Genomic DNA, 22,205 nt, shown 5'->3' with positions numbered 1-22,205 from the left:
GATCTACCTACTCAGTCTATAGGTTGGTGATAAACCCATTATGTATCTAAATATTGCAAAATCCGTTTTAGCACCTGATGAGCTATTAGGTACTGGCCAAGAATGAATGTGAGAAAGTTTGAAGCAAAAATTAACCTAATAAGTGGTTTTTAGTTGATTTTCGTTTTTGGCACGGTAGTTGAAAAGGTAGAAAACATAAGAGATAAACTTTTACAGACTCTAAAAAGTACTAACATGAAAAAGCTAAGTTTGATATTCGCCTTACTGTTCTTAGTGACTGTTGCTTTCAATAATGCCCAGGCGCAAGAAAGAAAAAAATGGAGCCCACAAGCAAAAGGTGCGGTGATTGGAGCTGGTACCGGTGCTGCGGCAGGTGCCATCATCAACAAGCGTAACCGTGTAGTGGGTGGTGTTGTTGGAGGTGTTGTTGGTGGAGCCGCCGGATACGGAGTTGGTAAAATCATTGACAACAAACAAAAGAGAGCCGCCGCTGAGCGTGAAGCAGAATTTAACAGAAATGTTGCTGCAAACAGAGCCTACGCGTATAGCTCATCTAACAGATCTGCCGGTTCTTCTGCTAAGAGATCATCATCTTCTGCTGCTAAGACTGCCGCAGTTGCTGCTCCAGCAGCCATGGCCTACACTGGATATACCGCAGGTCAGCCACAAATCATGACTATGTCTAACCTGTCTTTCTTGCCAAATGAGCACTACGGTGACTACTCCAAACCGTATGCTGATTCTGAATACAGAAGAAAAAGCTGGTAAGCTGGGCTAGAGCCTTATATGAAAAAAGCCCAAGCCCTGAGCTTGGGCTTTTTCGGACCAAAATTTAAAATATTTGAAACTCCTAATATTCTAATGGAGTATGTGGGGTAGTCATTCATAAAACCAATTACTATGAAACCATACCTGTTAATGTTTGTATTTGCTGCTCTGCTTTCTTCGTGCACCAAAACTGAAAAGAAGGAACCCGTGAACGTGCAGCAATTGAATCAGCAGTTTATAGGAGCCTGGAACAGTAAAAATTCAGCCCAACTAGATACGCTTTTAGCCGAGGATGTGCACTTTGTACAAGGCGAAGTACACTATAATGGTAAATCCGAAGTGTCCCAGAAGTGGGTGAGAGAAACGATGGGTACCATTGAAAACCTGAGAACTTTCCCCGTAAGCTCCGGTGCCGATGAAAACATCGCCTTTGAGGGCGGTACCTTCACTGTAGACGTAATTCCTTCTGACCGCCAGCTACCGAAGGGTGAAGGCGAAGGTAACTTTATGTTACTTTGGAAGAAAAACGAAAAAGGAACCTGGAAACTACACTATGCTCAATTGGAAGACCATCCCGTGCAGGTAGCTAGATAAAAGGTAATATACTTTAAATGAGAAAAGGCTTGAAGGGTAATCTTCAAGCCTTTTCTTTTTATCGCCTTAGATACCTTATGTTCAAATCACTATGAATGGACTTTTAGAGAAAACAGCTATCACTAATAACCAGAAGCATTCTAATTTGCACAACAGGATTTCTTCAGGATGACAAAGAGAGTTGATAATTAGAGAACAAGTTGACCGAACATTTTAAGATATGAAACTGGTAGTTTCTAACAGGAGTGAGCTTCTATCATGAAAAGCGAAGTATAACGTTTGATGCCTATTAGTAGAGGCGTTTTAAATCTTCTTTCCAGAAAACACTCATAAAGCAATAAGGCACCGCATGCGGTGCCTTATTGCTTTAATAATAAGTTGTACTGCTGCTTACACAGAGAAACTGTCGCCGCAGCCGCAGGTACGGCTGGCGTTGGGGTTGTTGAAGAAGAAGCCTTTGCCATTCAACCCGTCAGAGAAGTCTAGCTCAGTGCCGGCCAAGTATAGGAAGCTTTTCATGTCTACCACTACCTTCACGCCTTTGTCTTCAAACTCCTGGTCCATAGGCTTTACCTCGTCATCGAAGTCCAGCTTGTAGGACAAGCCAGAGCATCCGCCACCGGCTACAGAGGCTCTTAAACGGAAGCTGTCGTCTATGTTAGAGTCTTGCTTCAGCTTGAGTACTTTTTCTTTTGCTTTATCAGAAACGGTAATCATACGCGTGTCCTTTCTTTATTTTAGGAGACCGGATTCAAAACCACACTGAAAACGGTGATGGTGTTGATGTCTCGGCCGTAATATAGTTTATCCAACGCATCATACATGTTGGTCGCCCGGAAGTAGGAGGTGTTCAGCTCGCGCTCGCCCCGCGCCACCCATTGAATGGTAAAGGAGCTTTCCTGGTCACGCGACTGCCGCACATAGTCCAGCATCTTCCGTAGCGCATCCACCTTATCATAACCTGTCACCGTATGGAACAGGAACGACTGGTGGTGCCGCGGGTTCACCGTAATCAAATCAAGGCGCATTCGGTCTTCCATGGGGCGGAAGTCAAACAAAAGCTGACTTCCTTCCATGCCCAAATGATCTTCAATCTGCTTTTGAATCCGGGCGCTCTCTACGTGCACATTGGTGGATACATCCATTGCGCTCGCAGAAATCTTAGTGGTGCGACTTAGCCTCTACCAATGGCTCTAATCCGTTTTTCACGCGGTAGTCATTGATAGCAGATTTGATGGCGTCCTCAGCTAAAACTGAGCAGTGGATTTTAACTGGCGGTAATGCCAATTCTTCCACAATTTCCATGTTGTCAATAGCCAAAGCCTCGTCAACGGTTTTGCCTTTCAACCACTCCGTTGCCAGAGAAGAAGAAGCAATAGCAGAACCACAACCGAAGGTTTTGAACTTGGCATCAGTGATAACCTGGTTCTCATCTACTTCAATCTGCAGACGCATTACGTCACCGCACTCAGGGGCACCTACTAAACCGGTACCTACGTTTGATTTTGATTTGTCCAGCGTACCTACGTTGCGTGGGTTGCTGTAATGATCGATTACTTTATCTGAATAAGCCATGGCTTTGTGTTAATTACGAATTAATAAATAGGAATTAAGAATGGGGATTAAGTAACTAGTTTATACGTATTTAAATGAGATACGAATGATTCCTACTACTTAACTCCCCATTCCTAATTGAAGTCTTAGTGTTCTGCCCACTCTACAGAGTCAAGGTCAATACCTTCTTTGAACATTTCCCACAGCGGGCTAAGTTCACGAAGTTTGGTCACGGCTTCTTTCACGTGGCTGATGGCGTAATCCACTTCCTCATCGGTAGTGAAACGGCTCAAACCGAAACGCAGGGAAGAGTGCGCTAAGTCATCGCTCATGCCCATGGCTTTCAGAACGTAAGAAGGCTCCAGGGAAGCTGAAGTACAAGCCGATCCAGAAGAAACGGCGATGTCTTTCACGCCCATCATCAAGCCTTCACCTTCTACATATTTGAAGGAGATGTTGCTTACGTGTGGCAGGCGGCTCTCTTTGTTTCCGTTCAGGTAAGACTCTTCCATTTGCAGCAACTCGCGCTCCAAGCGGTCACGCATAGCAATGATACGGGCGGTATCAGAGGCCATGTCGGTGCGGCAGATCTCGGCGGCTTTGCCTAAACCTACAATACCAGGCACGTTCAGAGTACCAGAACGCATGCCGCGCTCGTGTCCGCCACCGTCCATCTGGGCAGTAACTTTTACCCGTGGGTTCTTACGACGTACGTACAAGGCACCAACGCCTTTAGGACCGTACATTTTGTGACCGGAGAACGCCATCAGGTCAATACCGTCGGCTTCTACGTCCACCGGGATTTTACCTACGGCTTGGGTAGCATCTGAGAAGAACAGAACGCCGTGCTTTTTGGCAATGCGGCCAATCTCTCTGATAGGCTGCACCACACCAACTTCGTTGTTTCCATACATGATAGAGATCAGGATGGTCTTGTCAGTGATGGCAGCTTCTAGTTCTTCTAGGTTAATCAAGCCTTCTGAGTCTACATGCAGATAAGTCACCTGTCCGCCCAGTTTCTCAATGTGCTTACACGTATCCAATACTGCTTTGTGCTCAGTAGTGGCCGTGATGATATGGTTTCCTTTAGAGGCATACATCTCAAACACACCCTTGATGGCAAGGTTGTCTGACTCCGTAGCGCCTGAAGTGAAAATAAGCTCTTTAGGGTTACAGTTGATTAGGGCCGCGATCTGCTCACGGGCATAGTCAACGGCTTCTTCGGCGGCCCATCCGAAAGGGTGGTTACGGGACGCAGCGTTCCCGAAGTGATTGGTAAAGTATGGCAACATGGCCTCCAACACGCGCGGGTCCATAGGCGTGGTGGCATTATTATCTAGATAAATCGGAAATTTCAGCATCTTCGTCAATAGTTTTCCTTTGGTGGCTTATCAAAAAAACAGATTTTCTCTCCAGTTAGTTTGATTTCCACGCAAAAATACACAAAAAACATCACTTAGGATACTCTTAAATAAACCGTATGCATGTAGAACATATTGGCATTGCCGTGAAAAATTGCCAAGACGCGAATCAGTTGTTTGCCAAATTGCTAGGCGCAGAGCCCTATAAGGCCGAAAAAGTGGAAAGCGAAGCCGTAAACACCTCCTTTTTTCAAGTAGGAAACACCAAAATCGAGCTTCTGGAAGCCACCGCTGAGCACAGCGCCATTGCCAAGTTCATAGAGAAGAAAGGAGAGGGAATCCACCACATTGCCTTCGAGGTGGAAGACATCCACGCGGAGATGGAACGCCTGCGGGCAGAGGGTTTTCAGCTCCTGAACGAAGCCCCAAAACGCGGAGCCGATAACAAATTAGTCTGTTTTGTACACCCAAAATCAGCCAATGGCGTGCTGGTAGAACTGTGCCAGGAGATTAAGAAATAGCGGTTTCAAGGCATTTTAAAGCTGTTTTTGACAATAAAGGCTCAAAAGGAAATGGATGCGGAGCCAAAACCTTCACAGCTGCTTAGAACACTGTGAGGTTTTCATTGTGGGCTGACGTGGATGGTGAATCTGCCCTCCTCAAAACAGAGCTTGTGAAGCAGGACGAGCAGGATGGAAGTAGTTTGCCTACTAGTATTTTCAATTTCAGTTTCCTGTAGGATACCTGGTGTAGTGCAGGTGAATGATTTTGTATAGGGTAATCAGCAAAACAGGTTGTCACTACCATGTACCAATAGTATGCTGAGTAGAGCGTAGAGGTTGGGACAGATAATAAGCTTATTGGTGATTCATGGTGCAGCAATGTCAAATGGTCGCCAAAGGGTATTTTTTACAAACATGACAACTGCTTATCCATGGAAACACTCTCTAAGGCACTACAAAATAAGCTGACTTCGCTAGGCATTACGCTTCCGTCTGCCCCTGCCCCAGGAGGGGCTTACGTGTCGGTTAACGTAAGGGCCAATATTGCCTATGTAGCTATTCAGTTTCCTATAGAGGGGCAGAAATTCATGTACCAAGGTACGCTGGGAAAGGAAATCACCTCTCAGGACGGGTACAAGGCCGCACGGCTGGCGGCTCTTAACACGTTGGCCCAGATAGAGAAGTTTGTAGGGCTTGACCGGGTGAACGGGCTGAACCATGTAGACATCTACTACCAGTCTGTTGAAGGGTGGGATGAAGGCCCTCTGGTAGCCAACGGTGCCTCAGAACTTTATGTACAGGTTCTGGGAGAAAAGGGCCAGCACAGCCGGGCCATCTTTGGGGTGCACCGGCTGCCCCGTAACTTTTGTGTAGGCATCACCTGCACCTTCACCCTAGAGCAGGAACAAGCTCATACCTAACCAAAAAGAACCTATCAGATTTGTCTCAAGCTAACTTGCCGCTGCAATGGATGCAACCCCACTACTTTCCTACTTTAACCGCTACATCAGCCTTGATTATAAAGAGCAGGAGATCATTCTGTCAAAGGTGAAGCATAGGAAGTACCTGAAGGGACAGTTTGTGGTGCAGCAGGGAGATGTATGCGCCTTTGAAAACTACGTGCTTTCCGGATGTTTGAAGTCGTTCCACATTGACCCAACGGGGAATGAACATATTGCCATGTTCGCCATTGAAGACTGGTGGACCGGTGATCTGGGAAGCTTCATCACCCAAACGCCTTCTTCCTATAACATACAATGTCTGGAACCCTGCGAACTGCTGCAGTTCACCTACCCCGATCTGGAAGAACTTTACCTGCAGGTCCCAAAATTGGAGCGTTTCTTTCGCATCATAATCCAGAAGGCCTATGTTGCCTCGCAGCAAAGGGTGGTGCAGAACCTGAGTATGCCAGCCAAGGAGCGTTACCTGCAATTCCGGAAGCAGTACCCCAGCATAGATCAACGTGTGCCCCAGTACATGATCGCGGCCTACTTAGGAATCACCAAGGAGTTTCTGAGCAAGATCAGGAGCCAACTGATTCATGAGCAGTAGCCAATTCATTAGTGTAGCACCTACTTTGACCCGCTTTGTTAAACTAGATTAACCTCCTTTCTTAAACTACTTCATCGCCCCGCAGCCCTCGCTATGTGAACTTTGTGGCATCACATTAACCCAAAGTTTATGAGCCAATTATTAGAAAACATCAGCGATCTGAATGACTTGGTTTTACAAGGTAAAGCCCTGGAAGCATTCGACAAGTACTACCATGAGGCGGTAGTAATGCAGGAAAACGAAGCCCAACCTACCGTAGGCAAAGCTGCCAACCGCAAACGCGAGGAAGAGTTCTTCTCTTCTATCACCGAATTCAGGGGAGCCCGTCCCTTGAAAGTCACCGTGGGGGAAGGCGTCACTATGGTGCAGTGGCAATACGATTACACCCACAAAGACTGGGGCGTCAGAAACTATACCCAAGTATCGGTGCAAGAATGGCACGAAGGCAAAATCATCAAAGAACAATTCTTTTACGGCAACTAAGGCCTCAGTATTTCCTCATTCAATTCTAAAAATTAAAGAAAATGAAAAGACAATCTTTCATAACAGGAGAATCCTATGCCTCTTTAGTGCTGCGGATATTTTTAGGAACCGTTGTATTTGCCCACGGGGCACAAAAGCTGTTCGGGTGGTTTGGTGGGTACGGCTTCACTGGTACCATGGACTTCTTTACCAACACCATGCAATTGCCTTGGTTGGTAGGGTTTCTGGTCATCTTGTTGGAGTCTTTGGGAGCCTTGCTGCTGATTGCCGGAGCGGCTACACGTTTGCTGGCAGTGGCCTACACTTTTCTGGCCTTAGGAATCTTGTTCAGTGTGCACATCCAAAACGGCTTCTTTATGAATTGGTTTGGCAATCAGGCCGGAGAAGGCATGGAATACTTTCTTCTCTGGATTGGGATAAGTGTGGCGCTGGTCTTGATAGGAGGAGGGAAGTTATCAATTGATGGCCTTCTCCATAAATCCAAAGCTGACAAGGCAACACGTCATCCGGAGGTACCAAGTATCCAGAAGCAGGAAGCTGAAGTGGCCGTGCTTTGATAACGGGTAATTAAACCACCATTCATCACAACCATGAAAATAGAAGTGCAACTTATCAATGCCTTCGTGGATGGCAATGAAGGAGGCAATCTGGCGGGAGTTCTGGTAGATGCTGATTTCCTTACAATGGAACAAAAACTGGAGATTGCCCGGCAAGTAGGCGTATCAGAGACAGCCTTTGTGTCTGCATCTTCAGTGGCAGACTTCAAGCTGGATTTCTTTACCCCAACCCGCCAGATTGCGCATTGTGGCCATGCAACCATTGCAGCCTTTGCCTATCTACACCAGCATGGAAAGGTAAAAAGCTCCCGGTCTTCCAAAGAGACGATTGATGGTAATCGGGCCATTTACCTGAAGGGCGGCTTGGCCTATATGGAGCAGAGCAAACCCTCTTTCCATGGTTTAAGCCAGGCGGAAGAGAAATCGGTTCTGACTTCATTGGGCGTAGAACCTAAAGACCTGATGCCTCATGCAAAGCCGATGTTGGTGAATACAGGTAATTCATTTATAGTGGTACCGCTCAGGAGTAAAGCAGTGCTAAAGCAATTAAAGCCAGACCACTTGCTGATAGAGCAAATAAGCGAAGCGAAGGATTTGGTGGGGCTATACCCATTTTCGCTGGAGACTGAAAAGCCTGGCAGAGATGCTGGCGCACGCATGTTTGCACCACGATACGGCATAGAGGAAGAAGCCGCTACCGGTATGGCTGCCGGTCCTCTGGCCTGTTACCTGTATGCGGTGTTGGGCATTGGAAAAAGTGAGTTTCTGATTGAGCAGGGGTACCTTATGGGTATCCCTGCCCCAAGCCTCTTGACCGTAGAGTTGGTAAAGGAAGCAGGTGAAATTACCAGTCTTCTGGTTGGAGGGAAAGGGAGGATGAAAAAGACAATCATGGTAGAAGTAGCCTTTTAAGATCTATTAGAAAACCCACGCGATTCTTAACCAGTTTCCAGAAACATGGATAAAAACATAGAAATCATCTTCAACTTCCGGAAGCATCTATTGACAAAAGTTGAAGGCCTGACGGTTGATCAGTTAAACTTTATTCCGGCACAGAGCAGCAACAACATTATCTGGAATTTGGCGCACATGACGGCCGTGTTGCAAGCCCTTTGTTACAGGAGTTCTGAGTTGCCCTTGCAAGTAGAAGATGATTATTTCTACCCCTTCCTGCCGGGCACCAGGCCTTCGGGTTTTGTGACTGAAAATGAAATAAAGGTCATAAAGCAGCAGCTCATTTCCACTGTCCATCAAGTAGCCAGCGATTTAGAGGTAGGTGTTTTTACCAAGTACAACAAGGTGGAAAAAATAGAAAAGGTGTACCACATAAAAGTAGAATCAGTAGACGATGCCATCAAATACGTGACGCATCATGACGGAATCCATTACAACGCCATCGGTACCCTCATAAAGTCAATGGAGCAATCCTTTCAACAAAGTGGACACAAATCAAACATAGGGTAAAGCGTAGTACGCTTGACCTTTCAAAATTCAGGGATTTGCACTCAGTTTTCGTGGTGTAACCTTGGTCCTATTCATTCAAACGATCACAAAAGAGTCCATGCACCACCTAGAACAAGATGCCACCAATTTCTCTTCTCTTCTGGCCAATGTGACGGCTATCGCAGAAGATTATCTTAAGAACATAAACGCAACTCCAACCAGTCTGCCGCAAGCGCCCGAGCTTTCCTTTGAATTACTTGAAGATGGGGTTGGGGCTAAGGACGCCATTGAGGCATTTACCGACAAGATCAGGCCATTGCTGGTAGCTGCCTCTGGCCCTCGCTATTTTGGGTTTGTCACCGGGGGCGGTACTCCGGCTGCCATTCTGGGCGATTGGCTGGCCACGGTCTATGATCAGAATACGCAGCTACTGCATGGCAAAGGAGATGCCTCTGCCGCAGTGGAGCAGCAGACCATTCAAATGCTGTTGAATTTCTTTGGCTTGCCAGATACCTTTCACGGAGGGTTTGTAACGGGGGCTACCATGTCTAACGTCACTTCGCTGGCGGTGGCGCGTCAGTGGCTTGGAAAACAACATGGCAAGGATTATGCAAGGGAAGGCGTCAGTTCTCCCGTAAAGGTGTTGGCTGCCGTGCCGCACTCTTCCTCGGTCAAAGCCGTAGCCATGCTAGGCATGGGAAGCAGCCATGTGCAACTGTTACAAACGCTGGACCAACGGGAGGCAATGGATATTGATGCCCTCAAAGCATGTATAACATCTGCACCCTTTGAGCCTTTTATTCTGATCTCCAGTGCGGGTACTGTCAATTCAGTAGACTATGATGACCTGCTCGCCATAGCAGAACTTAAAAAACAGTACCGTTTCTGGTGGCATATAGATGCCGCTTTTGGTGCTTTTGCCGCTCTCTCCCCTGATCACAAACATTTGCTGCACGGCTGGGAATGGGCAGACAGTATCACCGTTGATTTCCACAAATGGTTGAACGTGCCCTATGACAGCGCGGGGTATTTCATCCGGAAGGAACATGCTCTGCTCCAGGTGCAGACGTTTCAGAATGCCAATGCTCCTTACCTAGGAGATCCCATGGAAAACTTCACCTATGCCAACTTCGGACCGGAGAACTCTAGGAGATTCAGGGCGCTGCCGGTGTGGTTTACCCTCACGGCTTACGGCAGGCAAGGATATCAAGAGATAGTGGAAAGGAACATCCGCTTAGCGAAGCAATTGGGCAAAGCACTGGAAGACAGTGGTCAATTTGTACTGTCGGCACCTGTTCGCCTGAACGTGGTGTGCTTTACCACTTTACCCGAAGAAAGCAGGCCGCAAAAGCTCCAGCAAATACTGGATAAGATCTATGCAGAAGGGAAGGTCTTTGTCACGCCAACGGTTTACAAAGGCATTCCTTCTCTCAGGGCTGCGCTTGTAAACTGGCGAACAACCGAGGAAGATGTCCAAACAGCGGTGGCTGCTTTGGTACAGGCTGCTTCTTGAGAAGAAATGTAAAAGTTAATCCCAGGAAGTGATACGTCTCCAACCTTGCTTTTTCGGTGATTGTCACCTCACAACTAATGAATGCTAGAAGCAACAGACGCCTCTGAATGGACAAGCTTATACATAAGCTCCTCCTTCCATTTTTAAGCTCAATTTATCAAAACATCTATAAAATGAACGACCAGATTAAAATCACTAAAACAGAATTGCTTTCAGACAATTGGTACACTCTCAACAAGGTAACCTATGAATACCAGAAGAAAAACGGCGAATGGGAAACGCAGAGCAGAGAAGCTTATGACAGGGGCAATGGCGCCACCATTCTTTTATATAACCGCGAAAACAGAACGGTGGTGCTCACCAGACAATTTAGGCTGCCTACTTATGTGAACGGGAACACCAGCGGTATGTTAATAGAAGCTTGTGCCGGTTTGCTGGACAAAGACAATGCGGAAGACTGTATCAGAAAGGAAACCGAGGAAGAGACCGGTTACCGGATATCAAAAGTGCAAAAGATCTTTGAAGCCTATATGTCGCCAGGCTCTGTTACAGAGATGCTGCATTTCTTTGTGGGAGAATATTCCAATGAAATGAAAGTAAGCAGCGGAGGCGGCTTAGAGGAAGAACAGGAAAACATAGAAGTACTTGAACTAGATTTCGACCAGGCCTATGGAATGATTTCTTCGGGCGAAATAAGAGATGGGAAGACAATTATGTTGCTGCAATGGGCCAAACTTCATCAGTTAGTAGGATCGTGATATCAGCTAGGTAAGCATATAAATCCCCGCTTTTAAAGAAGCTATCAATTCTCCATTCAGAAACCTGAGCATTCAAGAACTCAGGTTTCTGAATGAGCAAAATTCAGTCTCCCCTGACTTACTGGAAACGAGGCAATAAACCCTTCCTTAACGGCACCTTTACCGCTTTAGATGACTCCTCGCTCAAGCTCTACCTGATTTGATTGCACCTCCAATAAAAACAAGAAACCTACTATTCTTTACAACTGACATAGGGGGAAAGGGCAGCATTGAAATCATTCTATATATAATCTAAGCGCAGATCTGAAATAGGTATGATCCTTCATTTTCCATTACGTTGTCTTGTAGGTAGAAATATCTTCCTCCTGCTTGTTTTCCTAGTGGTTTGTCACAATTGCCTGCAAGCGCAGGTGGTTGACCAATCTTTCCAACCACCCCAGATTCTCACTAACAGCACGGTAACATCCATGACTAAACTGCCGGATGGCAAGGTGCTGCTTCTGGGTAATTTTACGCAAGTAGAGGGTAGTCCCAAAATCAGGATTGCCCGGTTGCGGGCAGATGGAAGCCTGGACCACAGTTTTTCTGCTGATATCAGTAAGTTCAGGGTAGATGCGGTGGCCGGACAGCCCGACGGGAAAATACTGCTAGGTGGCGGCTTGGAAACTGAAAATGGGCAGGTAAAGAATGTCATCATCCGGCTGGAGGAAGACGGAAGCCCTGAACAAGGATTCCTGATTGAACTGGAACCAGTTACGAATGGATACTTCTTAACTACCCTATTGGTGCAGAAGGACGGCAAGATTCTGGTTGGGGGTTCGGTGAAGGCAAAAGGAGCAGAGCGAAAAGGAGTGCTCCGGTACCATAGCAATGGCGCATTAGATCACTCTTTCAGTTTTCAACTGCCCGAAGTGCCTGATTTAGACCCTGAGTATTATGTGATGACCCTCGCTGAGCAAGAAGGCAAGGGCATTCTGGTGGCCGGTACATTTGTAGAGTACGATGCGCCGGGGTTGGTTCGGGTAAAGACCAACGGCGACCTGGATCAGACCTTTTCTTCAAACGTGCTTAGTGGCGTGGTCAGGTCTATTACCGTTCAACCCGACGGGAAAATGCTGGTAAGACCAATGCTGCTAGATAACTCAGACTATACTTACTTTTTGGGCAGGCTCAATGTCAACGGAAGTGTTGACTCTGGTTTCCCGTTGCTGAGAGAGTACAGCAACTTTCAGCACAACTACTTGCACGCCATGTCACTGCTCCCAGACGGGAGTATGCTGCTGGGAGGTAGCTTTAGATACTTCAACGATCAGCCGGTCAGCAGTCCGGTTATTAAGTTGACCTCCACTGGTCAGATTGACAACAATTTTACCTTCAACAGGGCTGCTACCAGCATCACCTCCCTGGTGAGCTTGCCTGACCAGAAGTTTCTATTGGCCGCTAACCTAAACAAGTCACAGACGGGTGAGTACGTACATCTGCTCCGATTTGCTGGAAATGGGGAAGAAGACGTTACCTATCAAACTGAAATCCACCACGAGACTAGTGCCAACTTTGTACGGGAGGCAGACGGAAGCCTCTTGCTGTACGGAACCTTCAGTAAAGTGGCAGGAATGAAACGCGATGGTTTAGCTAGAATCTTGCCCAGCGGAGCGCTAGACCTAGAATTTGCCCCTACTTTTTCGGGCTCGGCTAATACTATCCTGAATGCCCTCGTGCTGCAAGAGGACCAGAAAATCTTGGTTGCCGGCAACTTCACCACCGTGAACGGAGCCAGCCACAAAGGCCTGATTCGGCTTAAACAGGACGGAACGGTTGACCCTGATTTTAAAGTGGGCATTAACCAAAACCTTAATAAAGCTCCTAACATAAGTGCTTTGCTGGTGTTGCCTAGCCAACAGTTGGTCATGTTTGGGTACTTTGATAACATACAGGGGTTGAGCCGTCCGGCTTTTGTGCGGTTGCATACTGATGGCTCGGTTGACGAGGCGTTCCAATTTGAGGCAGGAGAAGCCCGCAGTGTAGCGCAGATGTTTCAGGCTCCTAATGCAACTGGGAAAATTCTTGTGAGAGGGCTGCTGGTGTTCAAAGATGCCATGAATAAACCCATAGGCAGTAAGAACATCTTCCGCCTCAACCCAGATGGCTCCTTAGACAATACCTTTGTATTAGATGACCAGGTGTACAGTGCGCATACCAACATGGCCATTCAGCCCGACGGTAAGATTCTGGTCACGGGTAAATTCACTACCTCTGACCTTTATCGCTTGTACAGGTATTCTTCTGAGGGGGTTTTAGAAACAAACTACCAGGTGGGGGTAGCCAACTCCTCACAAGCCCTCACGAGTGTTGCTCCTTTACCTGATAATTCCGTGCTGTTGGGAGGTTACTTCACCTCCATAAACGGATTTAATAGGAACCATCTAGTCAAGTTAAATCCAGAGGGGGAAGTAATGCCAGATTTTGATGCCCACCTTTCCCCCGAGGCATTTGTCAACGGAATCATCTACACACCAAACAATGAGATTTTCCTGAAGAAAACGAATGTATCTTATGTAACCTCCTCCCTGCAGCAGGTGCAGAAATTTGTATTCGGGGAATCTCCGGCCCCAGTATTGCCAGCCACACCGGAACGTCTCACCGCCACGGCCAGCACCACTACCCAAGTCACCTTGACCTGGACCGATATTGCCTCTGATGAGACTGGCTATGAAGTGGAAATTGCCTCTTTTGATAATGGTCCTTTCAAACTGCTGGCCACCTTGCCGCTGAATGCTACCTCTTATCTGCACGCCGGTCTGCAAAAAGCAGCCACGTATGTGTACCGGGTTAGAGCTAAGAAGGGCGCCCTTTTCTCTGGTTTTAGCAACACTGCCACTGCCCTGGTTACCTCCATACCCCATGAAACACCTGATGCTCATGTTCAGGTGTACCCAAACCCCAATACCGGAAAGTTCTTCCTTTCTATGCCGGAGGTGGAAGGAACCTCCGTGCGGGTTCAGATTTATGCCAGCACCGGCAAGCTTCTGTGGCACCAGGAACTTCCCGTAAAGGCTAATCAGGTGCAGGAGCAAATCTCGTTGCCGTCACTGAGCGCAGGCCTGTACATTTTGCAGCTTCAAACCCAAAAAGGGGAGATAAAAAAGCGGTTGGTCATTCAATAAGGTAGCTGCGTTTCCATCATTTGGAAGGACCTGTACATGAGAAATCAAAGCCTTTCCTGATTTGAGCTTGGTTGCGTTAAAACTGCCTTAAAACAGGAAAGCCTTTGATTTGCCAAACGCTTAGGGTTCCGCTACCTTTGCGGCTCGGTTTTACAGTATGCCTTCAAAAGAAGGTACTGCGTATAGAAGCCCCTTGATGCCCTGTAGCTTATGACCCCTGATATCCTTCTTCCTGACCATAAAGTTTTCTCCTTGGTAGCTGAAGCAGCCCGTGAACTGAATACCCAAGCCTACGTCATTGGCGGTTTTGTGCGGGATTTGGTTTTGAAGCGGGCGTCCAAAGACATTGACGTGGTCTGCATTGGCAGCGGCATTGAGTTGGCGCAACGTGTGGCTAGTAAATTGCCTAACAAACCCAAAGTAGCCGTGTTCAAGAACTTCGGGACGGCCATGCTCAAAACCGAGGACGGCTGGGAAGTGGAGTTTGTGGGTGCCCGTAAAGAGTCCTACAGATCAGATTCTCGCAAACCCGAGGTGGAGCAGGGGACGCTGGAAGATGACCTGAACCGCCGCGATTTCACCATCAACGCCATGGGCATCAGCCTGAACGAAGGAAGCTTTGGGGAGTTGGTGGATCGGTTCGAGGGCATGAAGGACCTACGGCGCAAAAACATCAAAACACCGTTGGAGCCGGGTATTACCTTTTCAGACGATCCGCTGCGCATGATGCGTGCCATCCGGTTCGCTTCTCAATTAAATTTTGATATTGACCCTGATACGTTTGACGCCATCGGGGAGAACAAAGAGCGCATCAAGATTGTGTCGCAGGAACGCATCACCGATGAGTTGAACAAGATCGTGCTCTCCAAAAAGCCTTCTTACGGGTTCAAGCTGCTGTTCCAGACCGGATTGCTGCACCTTATTTTCCCAAAAATGGTGAAGCTGCACGGCGTGGAGACCATCAACAAGAACTCGCACAAAGACAATTTCTACCATACCCTGCAAGTGCTGGACAACGTGGCTGAGGTCTCCGATGACCTCTGGCTTCGCTGGGCCGCCATCCTGCACGACATTGCCAAGCCGGAAACCAAGCGCTACAATGAGAAAGTAGGCTGGACGTTTCACGGCCACGAAGACCGCGGCGCCCGCCAGGTACCCAAGATTTTCGCTGATCTTAAATTGCCGCTCAACGACCACATGAAGATGGTGCAGAAATTAGTGCGGCTTCACCTGCGGCCCATTGCGCTGGTAAAGGAAACCGTCACCGATTCTGCCGTACGACGGCTGTTGTTTGAGGCCGGTGATGACATTGACCTGCTCATGCAGCTCTGCAAAGCCGATATCACCTCCAAGAACAACGACAAGGTGAAGCGCTACCTGCAGAACTTTGAGCGTGTAGAGCAGAAACTGAAAGAAGTAGAGGAGAAGGACAGCCTGCGTAACTTCCAGCCGGTGATCACCGGTGACCTGATCATGCAGACTTTCGGGATTTCGCCGTCTAAAGAAGTAGGTACTCTTAAAAATGCCATCACCGAAGCCATTTTGGAAGGTGAAATTCGGAATGAATACGATCAGGCGTTTGCCTTCTTATTAGAGCAAGGAAAAAAATTGGGGCTAGAACCCGTGTCTTCCTGATAGCAGGTACTGATAGGAAAATCTATAACAAAGAGAAGCCGTTTAGCCCTGGTTTAAAAGAAAACAGGGCTAAACGGCTTCTCTTTGTTTTCAAAGTTTGGGTCTCTTGCTCAACGCGCATTTCAAGGCCTCGGCTTGCATGGGTACGTGGTTGCGGCCTACTACTGCCAGCACCCTTTCCCCTCTGAGAACCGCCTCTGTTAGCAGCCGGTACATGTGTCGGTTTCGGTTCTCGCTAGTTAGGCGGTTAATTTCATTGGTGAAGTTCCCGCCGGTCTTTTGCCCGTCTCCCAGTGGGTCGAACCAGTTGGCGGGAGCCTCCCACCAGTTTGCCGGCGTGGTCCAGTATTTCTGGTAAGCTACCTGCAGGGCGGCCACATCAGGGATTACCTCATCAAAACCCTTGATCATCTGGTTGGCTTTGACAAGCAACTGAGCGATGGCTGCTTTTAACTGTTCTTCATTTAATCCTTTTCGTTCGCGCAACCGGCTGGCCTCCCGCAGGATGAAGAACAGTTTTACCTGGTCTTTGCCAAACCGCCCTGATTCCATCAGTTGATCAACCTCCTCCTGCGGCGACATTTCTAGGGTTTGGGTTTTTACGCCATCAGCCTGAGCCAGAAACCTAACGTATCCCGACTCTCCCATTTCCCTGATGGTTTCATCCTCTGAGGAAGAAATGCCTCGGTTGGGTCCCTCAAAAAAGACCAGAGTTGGTTTCTGGATATCCCAGGTCATGCCTATTTGGGCAAACTGCTCGTGGGTAGGGTCTGTGGAATGGAAAGCACCAATGTACTGCAAATTGCCACCTTCTGATGATTCCAGAGACAAATTCCACTGCGTAGAGGTGGTTTCTTTCCAGTTTTTATAAGAGAGCAATCTGGTGTCACACTCGCAAGAAGAAGGTTGTGCCATACTCATACTATTAGAAGAGAAAAGCAGTAGAGAGAAGATCTTGATTTGGCTTAGAAAAGGTTTCATCGTGTTTACCTTTAAATTGATTTTCAAAAGAGGAAAAATGAAATTCACATACTCTGCACGTAGAACCGATGCTTTCTTAAGCACCCCTACTTTCTAAGCGCCACCGCTTCCTCCACCACTTCGCCATTCTCCCGAACCACCATTTTGGATACCTCTTTGTTTTTGACGAACTCAAAGGTTAGGTCACGTTCCTGCACGAAGAAGCGGTTGGTGGTTTCTGGGTGAAGTGCCATTTTCTGTCCGTTGGTCAGCAGGTAAAGGGCATTGTTTTCTTTTTTTATGGTAAGCTCCCCAGATTTGCCGCCTGCGTAAGTTCCTGCAAAACGGTCTAACGAGTTGGTGGGAAGGGTGATGGCCTTTCTGGTATTGAGGTAAGGGGCCGGGCCATGATCATAGCTCAAGATGCGAGTCATTTTCCAGGTGCTGTCTTTTAGCAGCCACAGGTTAGAGAACTTAGCCAAACCCGCCCTGATTTCCTTCTTGCCTTTTTCATGGGTGTAGAAGTAATGGTCACCGGAGACAATGGCCCCGTAGGCATTCTCCCCCTTGAACATAGGGTACACCTTGATGGTCCCTTCCACGGCTTCTCTTCTGACCTTGAAATTTTCGTTACCGCACAGGTTGGTTTTCACACTCTGGAGGAGTCCTTCCTGCCCCAAGGTGATGCCGCCTTTGTCATGGTAGAACTCCAGGTCCTCTGAGATAAACTGTTTCATGCGCTCTGTGTCGCATTGGTTGTAGGTAACCCAGAAGAGGCTGTCTAGGTGGGTAATGGTTTTATGGAGAGAGGGTGAGGACGTTTGGGCCTTGCTTTGGGAAAATGAGGCCAAAAACATAGCTAAAACCAAGGAGGTTACGGCTAAAATCTGCTTTCTCATAAGAAGAATTGGTATTGAAATCTAAGCGGCAAGTAAGGCTCACTGGAACGTGAGGAGAGGAAGGCCGAATGCGGTCAAAGCAAAGCAGCAACTTAGAAGCCAAAACTTAAGAGAGGAAAGAAAGGAGGACTTTGCCAGTAGCGCGTCCTCCCCAAACAAAAGCTTCTCAAGAAATCCAGAAAGAGAGCTTTTGGTTTCCTTGCCGTTTAGGGCCTGGTTTCTGTAAACCAAGCCCTAAACAGTATTTATTTGCGGCGGCTTACGTGGGAGCCCCCAGACTGATTCATTTCTATTTGATCTTGCTGCACGGCACCCAGGTACTGAATGTCGCTGGCGCCGCTAGCGGAGGCACGGAGGTGTTTCTGCACATTTACTACCGTGTTGCTGGCTCCGCTCACGTCCACCTCGGCCGTTTGCGCCACCAACTTAGAGGCCTCTACTCTGCTGGCACCGCTACCATCCACAACAAGATGGTCGGCATTGCCTTTTAAATTGGTTTTGGCAGCCCCGCTCAGGTCTATGTTTAAGCGGGTGGTGCTGATGCTGATGGCTACTTCGCTGGCTCCAGATTGCCGGATGGTAAATTCTTCTGGCGCGAAACCAACCACTTCCACCTTCGCAGCGCCGCTGATGTCTACCAAAGACAGGTCTGGGGTTTCCACCTCAATCAGGACAGGGCTTTTGTTTCCATCCCATAACCGGAAGAACTCGCTGTCACGCTTGATTTTCAAGACGCCGTCTTGCACCCGTAGCTGCAATTTCTCCAACTCCGCTTCTGAGCCGGTTACCCGGGCACTGTGGCGGAACGACTGCCGAACTCTTATGTGATAAGCGCCTCCGGCCTCAATCTCGGTGAAATCGCGCACATTGTAGATTTTGGAAATACCTGAGTAATCGTCGTTTAAAACAGCCATGTCATCGCCTAAGCCAGAAACTGGTCCTCTGGTGGTTGCTCCAGAAGTGGTGTCTACCACGCTGCAGGTAAGGCAAATCAAACGACCCTCTTTCATTTGCCAAGTATTGCCGGCCAGGTCTTCTGAATAATACTCGCCGTTGGTGATTTCGTGCGAGAAATGGTTGGCAAACCCTTCAGAGAAGCGAATCTGTTTTCCCTCTGGTATCAGCACCCTGATTTGTAGGTCCTGATCACGGAAAATGGCATTTGGCTTGAAGGTGAACGCATCATCGAACCGAAGTACCGAGTCCTGCTGCACCATTTTATAGGAGATCATCTGAGCGTTTCTGATAGCGTCTTCCTCGTTCAGCCCATGGGCTTTGTACGTCTGGATTACTTTCACATCAGTACCGTTGTAACCTTCCAGCTTCACGCTCATGCGGTGGCCGTAGCCGTGGTTGGTGTCTCTGATGTTGAAGACCATGGTTTTGTACGGTGCCGCAGGGAAGGTTTGCTCAGCCGCATACTGGCCAGATTCCTGAAACTGACGAGCTGTCAAGGCGATACCGCTCAGCAAGGCCGCTACTGCCAGAAGCCAAGCTCCCAACATTGGCCAGCCCACAGCAGGGCGCAGGAAGAACCGCTTCGCCAACAAGCCAACCCCAAGCAGAAACAAAAGCAACGCCGGGATAAAGCCTGCAAAGAAACCAGCCCAAACTAACCAGGACGGAACCGCATTAAAGAAAGTCCCGGCCGGGATGTTGCCCACATTAAAGTACTCAGGCTGATCTAGCGCCCCGATGCCAATCATGAGAGAGGTAAGCAGGGCAATCATAAAACCACCGGCTACCACCATCATCAGCAGACCTGCAAATACTCTCACCAACGTTACCAGAAACCCCAAGATGGGGTTCAGTACCCTGGACAGGACCTGGATCACCTGCGACACCAAACGTACCGGGAACAAAAGGACTTTGGCTAAGGTGCTCTCCTGCCCGTTAGCGTCCTGCATGTTCAGGTTGTTTTTAACTGATTCTTCTATACTGGAGAGCGTGACGGGGTTTCCCTGCATTTGCACTCGCTCTGTGATGGTTTTAGCTTCTGGGACGGCGATCCACAGGATGATGTAAGGGATCAACCCGAAACCACCGATCAGGAAAAGCAGCAGGAACAGCAACCGGATGATGGCTACGTCTGCCCCAAAATAGATGGCCATCCCGCTGGCTACCCCACCCAGTTTTTTGTCTACCGGGTCTCTGAAAAGTTTACGGACCGGAATTTCAGGAAGAGCTTCGTTTTTAGGCAAAGCAACCCAGCAAATTACGTACAGAATTACCCCAAATAAGGTAAAGCCTCCCGTAAACGGCACCCCTAACACTAAAATTACAAAGGCCAGTCTTACCCAAAGCGGATCCATCTGGAGGTAGTTGGCAATCCCTGAGGCTACTCCCGCCAGAACCTTGCGGTTCACATCACGGTAAAGGCGCTTTTGCTCTTTGGGAGCTGGTTCAAAGGGAGGGGGCGTAGCCGAATTGGCCTGGGCTTTGGCTGAGGCTGCTTCGTTTTCCTCGGCTTCCACCGTCTCAAAGTCGGCGATGGTTCCCATCTGGGAGATGAGTCCTTGCACGTCTTCGCGGGTGATGACCTGCTTGCCTGGGTTCAGGCGAGCGAAGAAGATCTCCGCTATACGCGACTCAATGTCTGCCACAATTTCCTCGTGCCCCTCATAGGTAGAGAAATACGACTTTATGGCGGCAAGGTACTGACTCAACATCTCGTAGCCGTCTTCCTCCACGTGGAAGATCATGCCTTGCAAGTTGACACTTATATTCTTTTTCATGGCTAGTTGGATTTCTTGCGGTTGATGATGAAGGTGGTGGAGTCTACCAGTTCCTGCCAGGTAAGGCGGAGCTGCTCTAGAAACTCAGTGCCGGTGGCGGTGAGTTTGTAGTACTTGCGGGGCGGTCCCGAGGTGGATTCCACCCAGGAGTAGTCTAGGAGGCCGGCGTTCTTCAATCTGGTCAGTAATGGGTAGAGCGTCCCCTCCACTACAATCATCTTGGCCGCAGTCAGTTCCTCCAGCATGTCGGAGGCATAGGCTTCGCCGCGGGCGATGATTTCCAGAATGCAGTACTCCAGAATCCCTTTCCGCATCTGCACTTGTGTGTTTTCTACTTTCATGGTCTGTGAGTCTGAATTATTGATACAAATATATAAGAAGGTACTATGTAAAACAAGGTACTGGTAAAATTTATTTTTTGTTTCCAGATTACACTTTAAACCATTGCGGGAAGTACTTAGAAAGGATTTGATAGAGAGGAAGGAGAAGCGGAAGAAGAAATATGATTAAAGTTGGAACAGATACGTGCAAAAGGTTGTCATATCGGCTAAGGAATGTAGTTATTATCTAGCCAGATGGCTCTATATTTACATGTTATTTCCGTATATGACTTATAACTATTTTTTATGGTCAAAAAACTATTACCCATTTTATCTTTTCTTATACCTTTTCTGCTTCCTGAACTCACCCAAGCACAAAATATTTCTGCCCCTAAGTACAGCAACGAGTTCCTCAACATTGGAGTAGGGGCCAGGGCCTTGGGGATGGGAAGCGTTCAGTCGGCCATCGTCCGGGATGCTACTGCCGGTTTCTGGAACCCCGCTGGGCTAGTAGGCTTACCCAAGCGCCACAATGCCGTGTACATGCACTCTGAGCTTTTTGCCGGCATTATCAAAAATGACTACGGTTCTTATGCCACCAACCTTGACTCCACCAGTGCCCTGGCCTTTTCGGTGATTAGGGTGGGGGTAGATGACATCGCCGATACCAGACGCCTTCAAAATGAGTATGGCGCCATCCAGTATGACAGCATTGAGTTTTTCTCTGTAGCCGATTATGCCTTTCTAGCCTCTTACGCCCGGAAAAGCAATCTCATCCAAGGCCTTACTTTAGGAGCAAATGCCAAAATCATCTACAGAAATGTTGGAAAGTTTGCCAATGCCTGGGGTTTTGGGATTGATGCCGGTGCCCAGTTACGCAGAGGCAATTGGCAATTTGGCTTGATGGCCAAAGACATCACCACCACTTTCACCGCCTGGAAACTGAACCCCGATGAGTTGGAAAGTACCTATCTGCAAGAGGAAGAGTCTTTCAACGCCAATAGCATTGAAGTCACTTTGCCCCGCCTGATTCTAGGAATAGGACGATCCTTCCAGTTTGCAAATAAGTTTTCTGCTTTAGTGGCCACTGACCTAGAAATCACCTCAGACGGAAAAAGAAACACGCTTCTATCCACCGGGGTGGTGTCAGTGGATCCTAGGGTTGGGGTGGAGCTTGGGTATGCGAACTCTGTGTTTTTGCGCGGAGGTTTCAATAACGTGCAGGAAATAGAAGACCTTAATGGGAAAAGCAGTTGGAAAGTACAGCCTAATTTTGGCATTGGCGTGGCTACCCGTGGCCTGCAGTTAGACTTAGCTCTTTCCAAAGTTTCAGACAACTCCCAAGTCTCCTCTGTGATTGTTTCTGTGGCCTATAGTTTTGATTGATATTCGTGTGCGAACTTGTTT

At 48.1% G+C, this 22,205-nt stretch carries 22 protein-coding genes; 14 read left to right on the top strand and 8 right to left on the bottom strand.

The window, feature by feature from the left end; translation table 11 throughout:
- Window positions 1–153 precede the first annotated feature (153 nt).
- Together ACW9SV_RS21670 and ACW9SV_RS21665 are read left to right on the top strand one after the other, a co-directional pair.
- Window positions 154–768 (top strand): YMGG-like glycine zipper-containing protein, encoded by a 615-nt coding sequence (locus ACW9SV_RS21670; protein WP_479558874.1) that lies wholly within the window; start codon window positions 154–156, stop codon window positions 766–768.
- A 132-nt stretch (window positions 769–900) separates the two neighbouring features.
- Window positions 901–1,362, top strand: coding sequence for a YybH family protein (locus ACW9SV_RS21665; protein WP_479558873.1), 462 nt, complete (start codon window positions 901–903; stop codon window positions 1,360–1,362).
- A gap of 390 nt (window positions 1,363–1,752) precedes the next feature.
- Here the strand turns inward: ACW9SV_RS21665 and ACW9SV_RS21660 are convergent, their stop codons facing one another.
- The 4 genes from ACW9SV_RS21660 to ACW9SV_RS21645 all read right to left on the bottom strand — a co-directional run bounded on the left by ACW9SV_RS21660 (window position 1,753) and on the right by ACW9SV_RS21645 (window position 4,277).
- Window positions 1,753–2,079 carry a HesB/IscA family protein gene (locus tag ACW9SV_RS21660; RefSeq protein WP_479558872.1) on the bottom strand — a complete coding sequence of 109 codons (327 nt, stop codon included), beginning with the start codon at window positions 2,077–2,079 and terminating at the stop codon, window positions 1,753–1,755.
- A gap of 20 nt (window positions 2,080–2,099) precedes the next feature.
- Window positions 2,100–2,507, bottom strand: a complete 408-nt coding sequence (locus ACW9SV_RS21655) for a hypothetical protein (protein WP_479558871.1) — start codon at window positions 2,505–2,507, stop codon at window positions 2,100–2,102.
- A gap of 16 nt (window positions 2,508–2,523) precedes the next feature.
- Complete coding sequence (gene iscU, locus ACW9SV_RS21650; RefSeq protein WP_062544368.1) at window positions 2,524–2,937, bottom strand: Fe-S cluster assembly scaffold IscU; 414 nt, start codon at window positions 2,935–2,937, stop codon at window positions 2,524–2,526.
- A gap of 125 nt (window positions 2,938–3,062) precedes the next feature.
- Entirely contained in the window at window positions 3,063–4,277 is a 1,215-nt protein-coding gene (locus ACW9SV_RS21645) for an IscS subfamily cysteine desulfurase (RefSeq protein WP_479558870.1), read from the bottom strand.
- Window positions 4,278–4,396: 119 nt separating this feature from the next.
- On the opposite strand from ACW9SV_RS21645, the gene mce reads away from it, so the two are divergent.
- The 11 genes from mce (at window position 4,397) to ACW9SV_RS21590 (ending at window position 15,884) form a co-directional block, all read left to right on the top strand.
- A complete protein-coding gene (gene mce, locus ACW9SV_RS21640; RefSeq protein WP_479558869.1) occupies window positions 4,397–4,798 on the top strand; it encodes a methylmalonyl-CoA epimerase in 402 nt (133 codons plus the stop codon).
- A gap of 413 nt (window positions 4,799–5,211) precedes the next feature.
- Window positions 5,212–5,700: a RidA family protein gene (locus tag ACW9SV_RS21635; protein ID WP_479558868.1), complete on the top strand. Its 489-nt coding sequence runs from the start codon at window positions 5,212–5,214 to the stop codon at window positions 5,698–5,700.
- A 46-nt stretch (window positions 5,701–5,746) separates the two neighbouring features.
- Window positions 5,747–6,331, top strand: coding sequence for a Crp/Fnr family transcriptional regulator (locus tag ACW9SV_RS21630; protein ID WP_479558867.1), 585 nt, complete (start codon window positions 5,747–5,749; stop codon window positions 6,329–6,331).
- 129 nt (window positions 6,332–6,460) lie between these two features.
- Window positions 6,461–6,814, top strand: coding sequence for a SnoaL-like domain-containing protein (locus ACW9SV_RS21625; RefSeq protein ID WP_479558866.1), 354 nt, complete (start codon window positions 6,461–6,463; stop codon window positions 6,812–6,814).
- 41 nt (window positions 6,815–6,855) lie between these two features.
- On the top strand, window positions 6,856–7,371 hold the full coding sequence (locus ACW9SV_RS21620) for a DoxX family protein (RefSeq protein ID WP_479558865.1): 516 nt from the start codon (window positions 6,856–6,858) through the stop codon (window positions 7,369–7,371).
- A 33-nt stretch (window positions 7,372–7,404) separates the two neighbouring features.
- A complete protein-coding gene (locus ACW9SV_RS21615; protein WP_479558864.1) occupies window positions 7,405–8,283 on the top strand; it encodes a PhzF family phenazine biosynthesis protein in 879 nt (292 codons plus the stop codon).
- A gap of 45 nt (window positions 8,284–8,328) precedes the next feature.
- Complete coding sequence (locus tag ACW9SV_RS21610; RefSeq protein ID WP_479558863.1) at window positions 8,329–8,835, top strand: DinB family protein; 507 nt, start codon at window positions 8,329–8,331, stop codon at window positions 8,833–8,835.
- A gap of 97 nt (window positions 8,836–8,932) precedes the next feature.
- Window positions 8,933–10,327 carry a pyridoxal phosphate-dependent decarboxylase family protein gene (locus tag ACW9SV_RS21605; RefSeq protein WP_479558862.1) on the top strand — a complete coding sequence of 465 codons (1,395 nt, stop codon included), beginning with the start codon at window positions 8,933–8,935 and terminating at the stop codon, window positions 10,325–10,327.
- A gap of 173 nt (window positions 10,328–10,500) precedes the next feature.
- Window positions 10,501–11,085: a GDP-mannose pyrophosphatase NudK gene (gene nudK, locus ACW9SV_RS21600; protein WP_479558861.1), complete on the top strand. Its 585-nt coding sequence runs from the start codon at window positions 10,501–10,503 to the stop codon at window positions 11,083–11,085.
- Window positions 11,086–11,552: 467 nt separating this feature from the next.
- Window positions 11,553–14,249 (top strand): T9SS type A sorting domain-containing protein, encoded by a 2,697-nt coding sequence (locus ACW9SV_RS21595; RefSeq protein WP_479558860.1) that lies wholly within the window; start codon window positions 11,553–11,555, stop codon window positions 14,247–14,249.
- Window positions 14,250–14,459: 210 nt separating this feature from the next.
- The gene (locus ACW9SV_RS21590; RefSeq protein WP_479558859.1) at window positions 14,460–15,884 is read left to right on the top strand and encodes a CCA tRNA nucleotidyltransferase; all 1,425 of its coding nucleotides are present in this window, start codon (window positions 14,460–14,462) and stop codon (window positions 15,882–15,884) included.
- A gap of 90 nt (window positions 15,885–15,974) precedes the next feature.
- On the opposite strand, the gene ACW9SV_RS21585 is transcribed toward ACW9SV_RS21590, so the two are convergent.
- The 4 genes from ACW9SV_RS21585 to ACW9SV_RS21570 form a co-directional block, all read right to left on the bottom strand.
- Window positions 15,975–16,799 carry a hypothetical protein gene (locus tag ACW9SV_RS21585; RefSeq protein ID WP_479558858.1) on the bottom strand — a complete coding sequence of 275 codons (825 nt, stop codon included), beginning with the start codon at window positions 16,797–16,799 and terminating at the stop codon, window positions 15,975–15,977.
- Between the two features lie 152 nt (window positions 16,800–16,951).
- Entirely contained in the window at window positions 16,952–17,743 is a 792-nt protein-coding gene (locus tag ACW9SV_RS21580) for a nuclear transport factor 2 family protein (protein ID WP_479558857.1), read from the bottom strand.
- 245 nt (window positions 17,744–17,988) lie between these two features.
- The gene (locus ACW9SV_RS21575; RefSeq protein WP_479558856.1) at window positions 17,989–20,478 is read right to left on the bottom strand and encodes a GIN domain-containing protein; all 2,490 of its coding nucleotides are present in this window, start codon (window positions 20,476–20,478) and stop codon (window positions 17,989–17,991) included.
- Between the two features lie 2 nt (window positions 20,479–20,480).
- A complete protein-coding gene (locus ACW9SV_RS21570) occupies window positions 20,481–20,819 on the bottom strand; it encodes a PadR family transcriptional regulator (RefSeq protein ID WP_210466040.1) in 339 nt (112 codons plus the stop codon).
- Window positions 20,820–21,104: 285 nt separating this feature from the next.
- Between ACW9SV_RS21570 and ACW9SV_RS21565 the strand changes: the two genes are divergently transcribed.
- A complete protein-coding gene (locus ACW9SV_RS21565) occupies window positions 21,105–22,184 on the top strand; it encodes a putative type IX sorting system protein PorV2 (RefSeq protein ID WP_479558855.1) in 1,080 nt (359 codons plus the stop codon).
- Window positions 22,185–22,205 lie beyond the last annotated feature (21 nt).

The sequence above is a fragment of the Rufibacter sp. JT20002 genome, assembly GCF_056491185.1.
The sequence above is the reverse complement of the archived record's forward strand: the minus strand, read 5'-3'. Positions and strand labels throughout refer to the sequence as shown.

What these genes read in the sequence shown, in the direction of transcription:
- ACW9SV_RS21655 (WP_479558871.1), bottom strand. Translation starts at nt 2,507, where the DNA reads ATGGATGTATCCACCAATGTGCACGTAGAGAGCGCCCGGATTCAAAAG.
- ACW9SV_RS21615 (WP_479558864.1), top strand. Translation starts at nt 7,405, where the DNA reads ATGAAAATAGAAGTGCAACTTATCAATGCCTTCGTGGATGGCAATGAA.
- ACW9SV_RS21575 (WP_479558856.1), bottom strand. Translation starts at nt 20,478, where the DNA reads ATGAAAAAGAATATAAGTGTCAACTTGCAAGGCATGATCTTCCACGTG.
- ACW9SV_RS21580 (WP_479558857.1), bottom strand. Translation starts at nt 17,743, where the DNA reads ATGAGAAAGCAGATTTTAGCCGTAACCTCCTTGGTTTTAGCTATGTTT.
- ACW9SV_RS21630 (WP_479558867.1), top strand. Translation starts at nt 5,747, where the DNA reads ATGGATGCAACCCCACTACTTTCCTACTTTAACCGCTACATCAGCCTT.
- ACW9SV_RS21635 (WP_479558868.1), top strand. Translation starts at nt 5,212, where the DNA reads ATGGAAACACTCTCTAAGGCACTACAAAATAAGCTGACTTCGCTAGGC.
- ACW9SV_RS21645 (WP_479558870.1), bottom strand. Translation starts at nt 4,277, where the DNA reads ATGCTGAAATTTCCGATTTATCTAGATAATAATGCCACCACGCCTATG.
- ACW9SV_RS21595 (WP_479558860.1), top strand. Translation starts at nt 11,553, where the DNA reads ATGACTAAACTGCCGGATGGCAAGGTGCTGCTTCTGGGTAATTTTACG.
- ACW9SV_RS21585 (WP_479558858.1), bottom strand. Translation starts at nt 16,799, where the DNA reads ATGGCACAACCTTCTTCTTGCGAGTGTGACACCAGATTGCTCTCTTAT.
- ACW9SV_RS21625 (WP_479558866.1), top strand. Translation starts at nt 6,461, where the DNA reads ATGAGCCAATTATTAGAAAACATCAGCGATCTGAATGACTTGGTTTTA.
- ACW9SV_RS21610 (WP_479558863.1), top strand. Translation starts at nt 8,329, where the DNA reads ATGGATAAAAACATAGAAATCATCTTCAACTTCCGGAAGCATCTATTG.
- ACW9SV_RS21665 (WP_479558873.1), top strand. Translation starts at nt 901, where the DNA reads ATGAAACCATACCTGTTAATGTTTGTATTTGCTGCTCTGCTTTCTTCG.
- ACW9SV_RS21620 (WP_479558865.1), top strand. Translation starts at nt 6,856, where the DNA reads ATGAAAAGACAATCTTTCATAACAGGAGAATCCTATGCCTCTTTAGTG.
- ACW9SV_RS21570 (WP_210466040.1), bottom strand. Translation starts at nt 20,819, where the DNA reads ATGAAAGTAGAAAACACACAAGTGCAGATGCGGAAAGGGATTCTGGAG.
- ACW9SV_RS21605 (WP_479558862.1), top strand. Translation starts at nt 8,933, where the DNA reads ATGCACCACCTAGAACAAGATGCCACCAATTTCTCTTCTCTTCTGGCC.
- ACW9SV_RS21660 (WP_479558872.1), bottom strand. Translation starts at nt 2,079, where the DNA reads ATGATTACCGTTTCTGATAAAGCAAAAGAAAAAGTACTCAAGCTGAAG.
- mce (WP_479558869.1), top strand. Translation starts at nt 4,397, where the DNA reads ATGCATGTAGAACATATTGGCATTGCCGTGAAAAATTGCCAAGACGCG.
- nudK (WP_479558861.1), top strand. Translation starts at nt 10,501, where the DNA reads ATGAACGACCAGATTAAAATCACTAAAACAGAATTGCTTTCAGACAAT.
- ACW9SV_RS21590 (WP_479558859.1), top strand. Translation starts at nt 14,460, where the DNA reads ATGACCCCTGATATCCTTCTTCCTGACCATAAAGTTTTCTCCTTGGTA.
- iscU (WP_062544368.1), bottom strand. Translation starts at nt 2,937, where the DNA reads ATGGCTTATTCAGATAAAGTAATCGATCATTACAGCAACCCACGCAAC.
- ACW9SV_RS21565 (WP_479558855.1), top strand. Translation starts at nt 21,105, where the DNA reads ATGGTCAAAAAACTATTACCCATTTTATCTTTTCTTATACCTTTTCTG.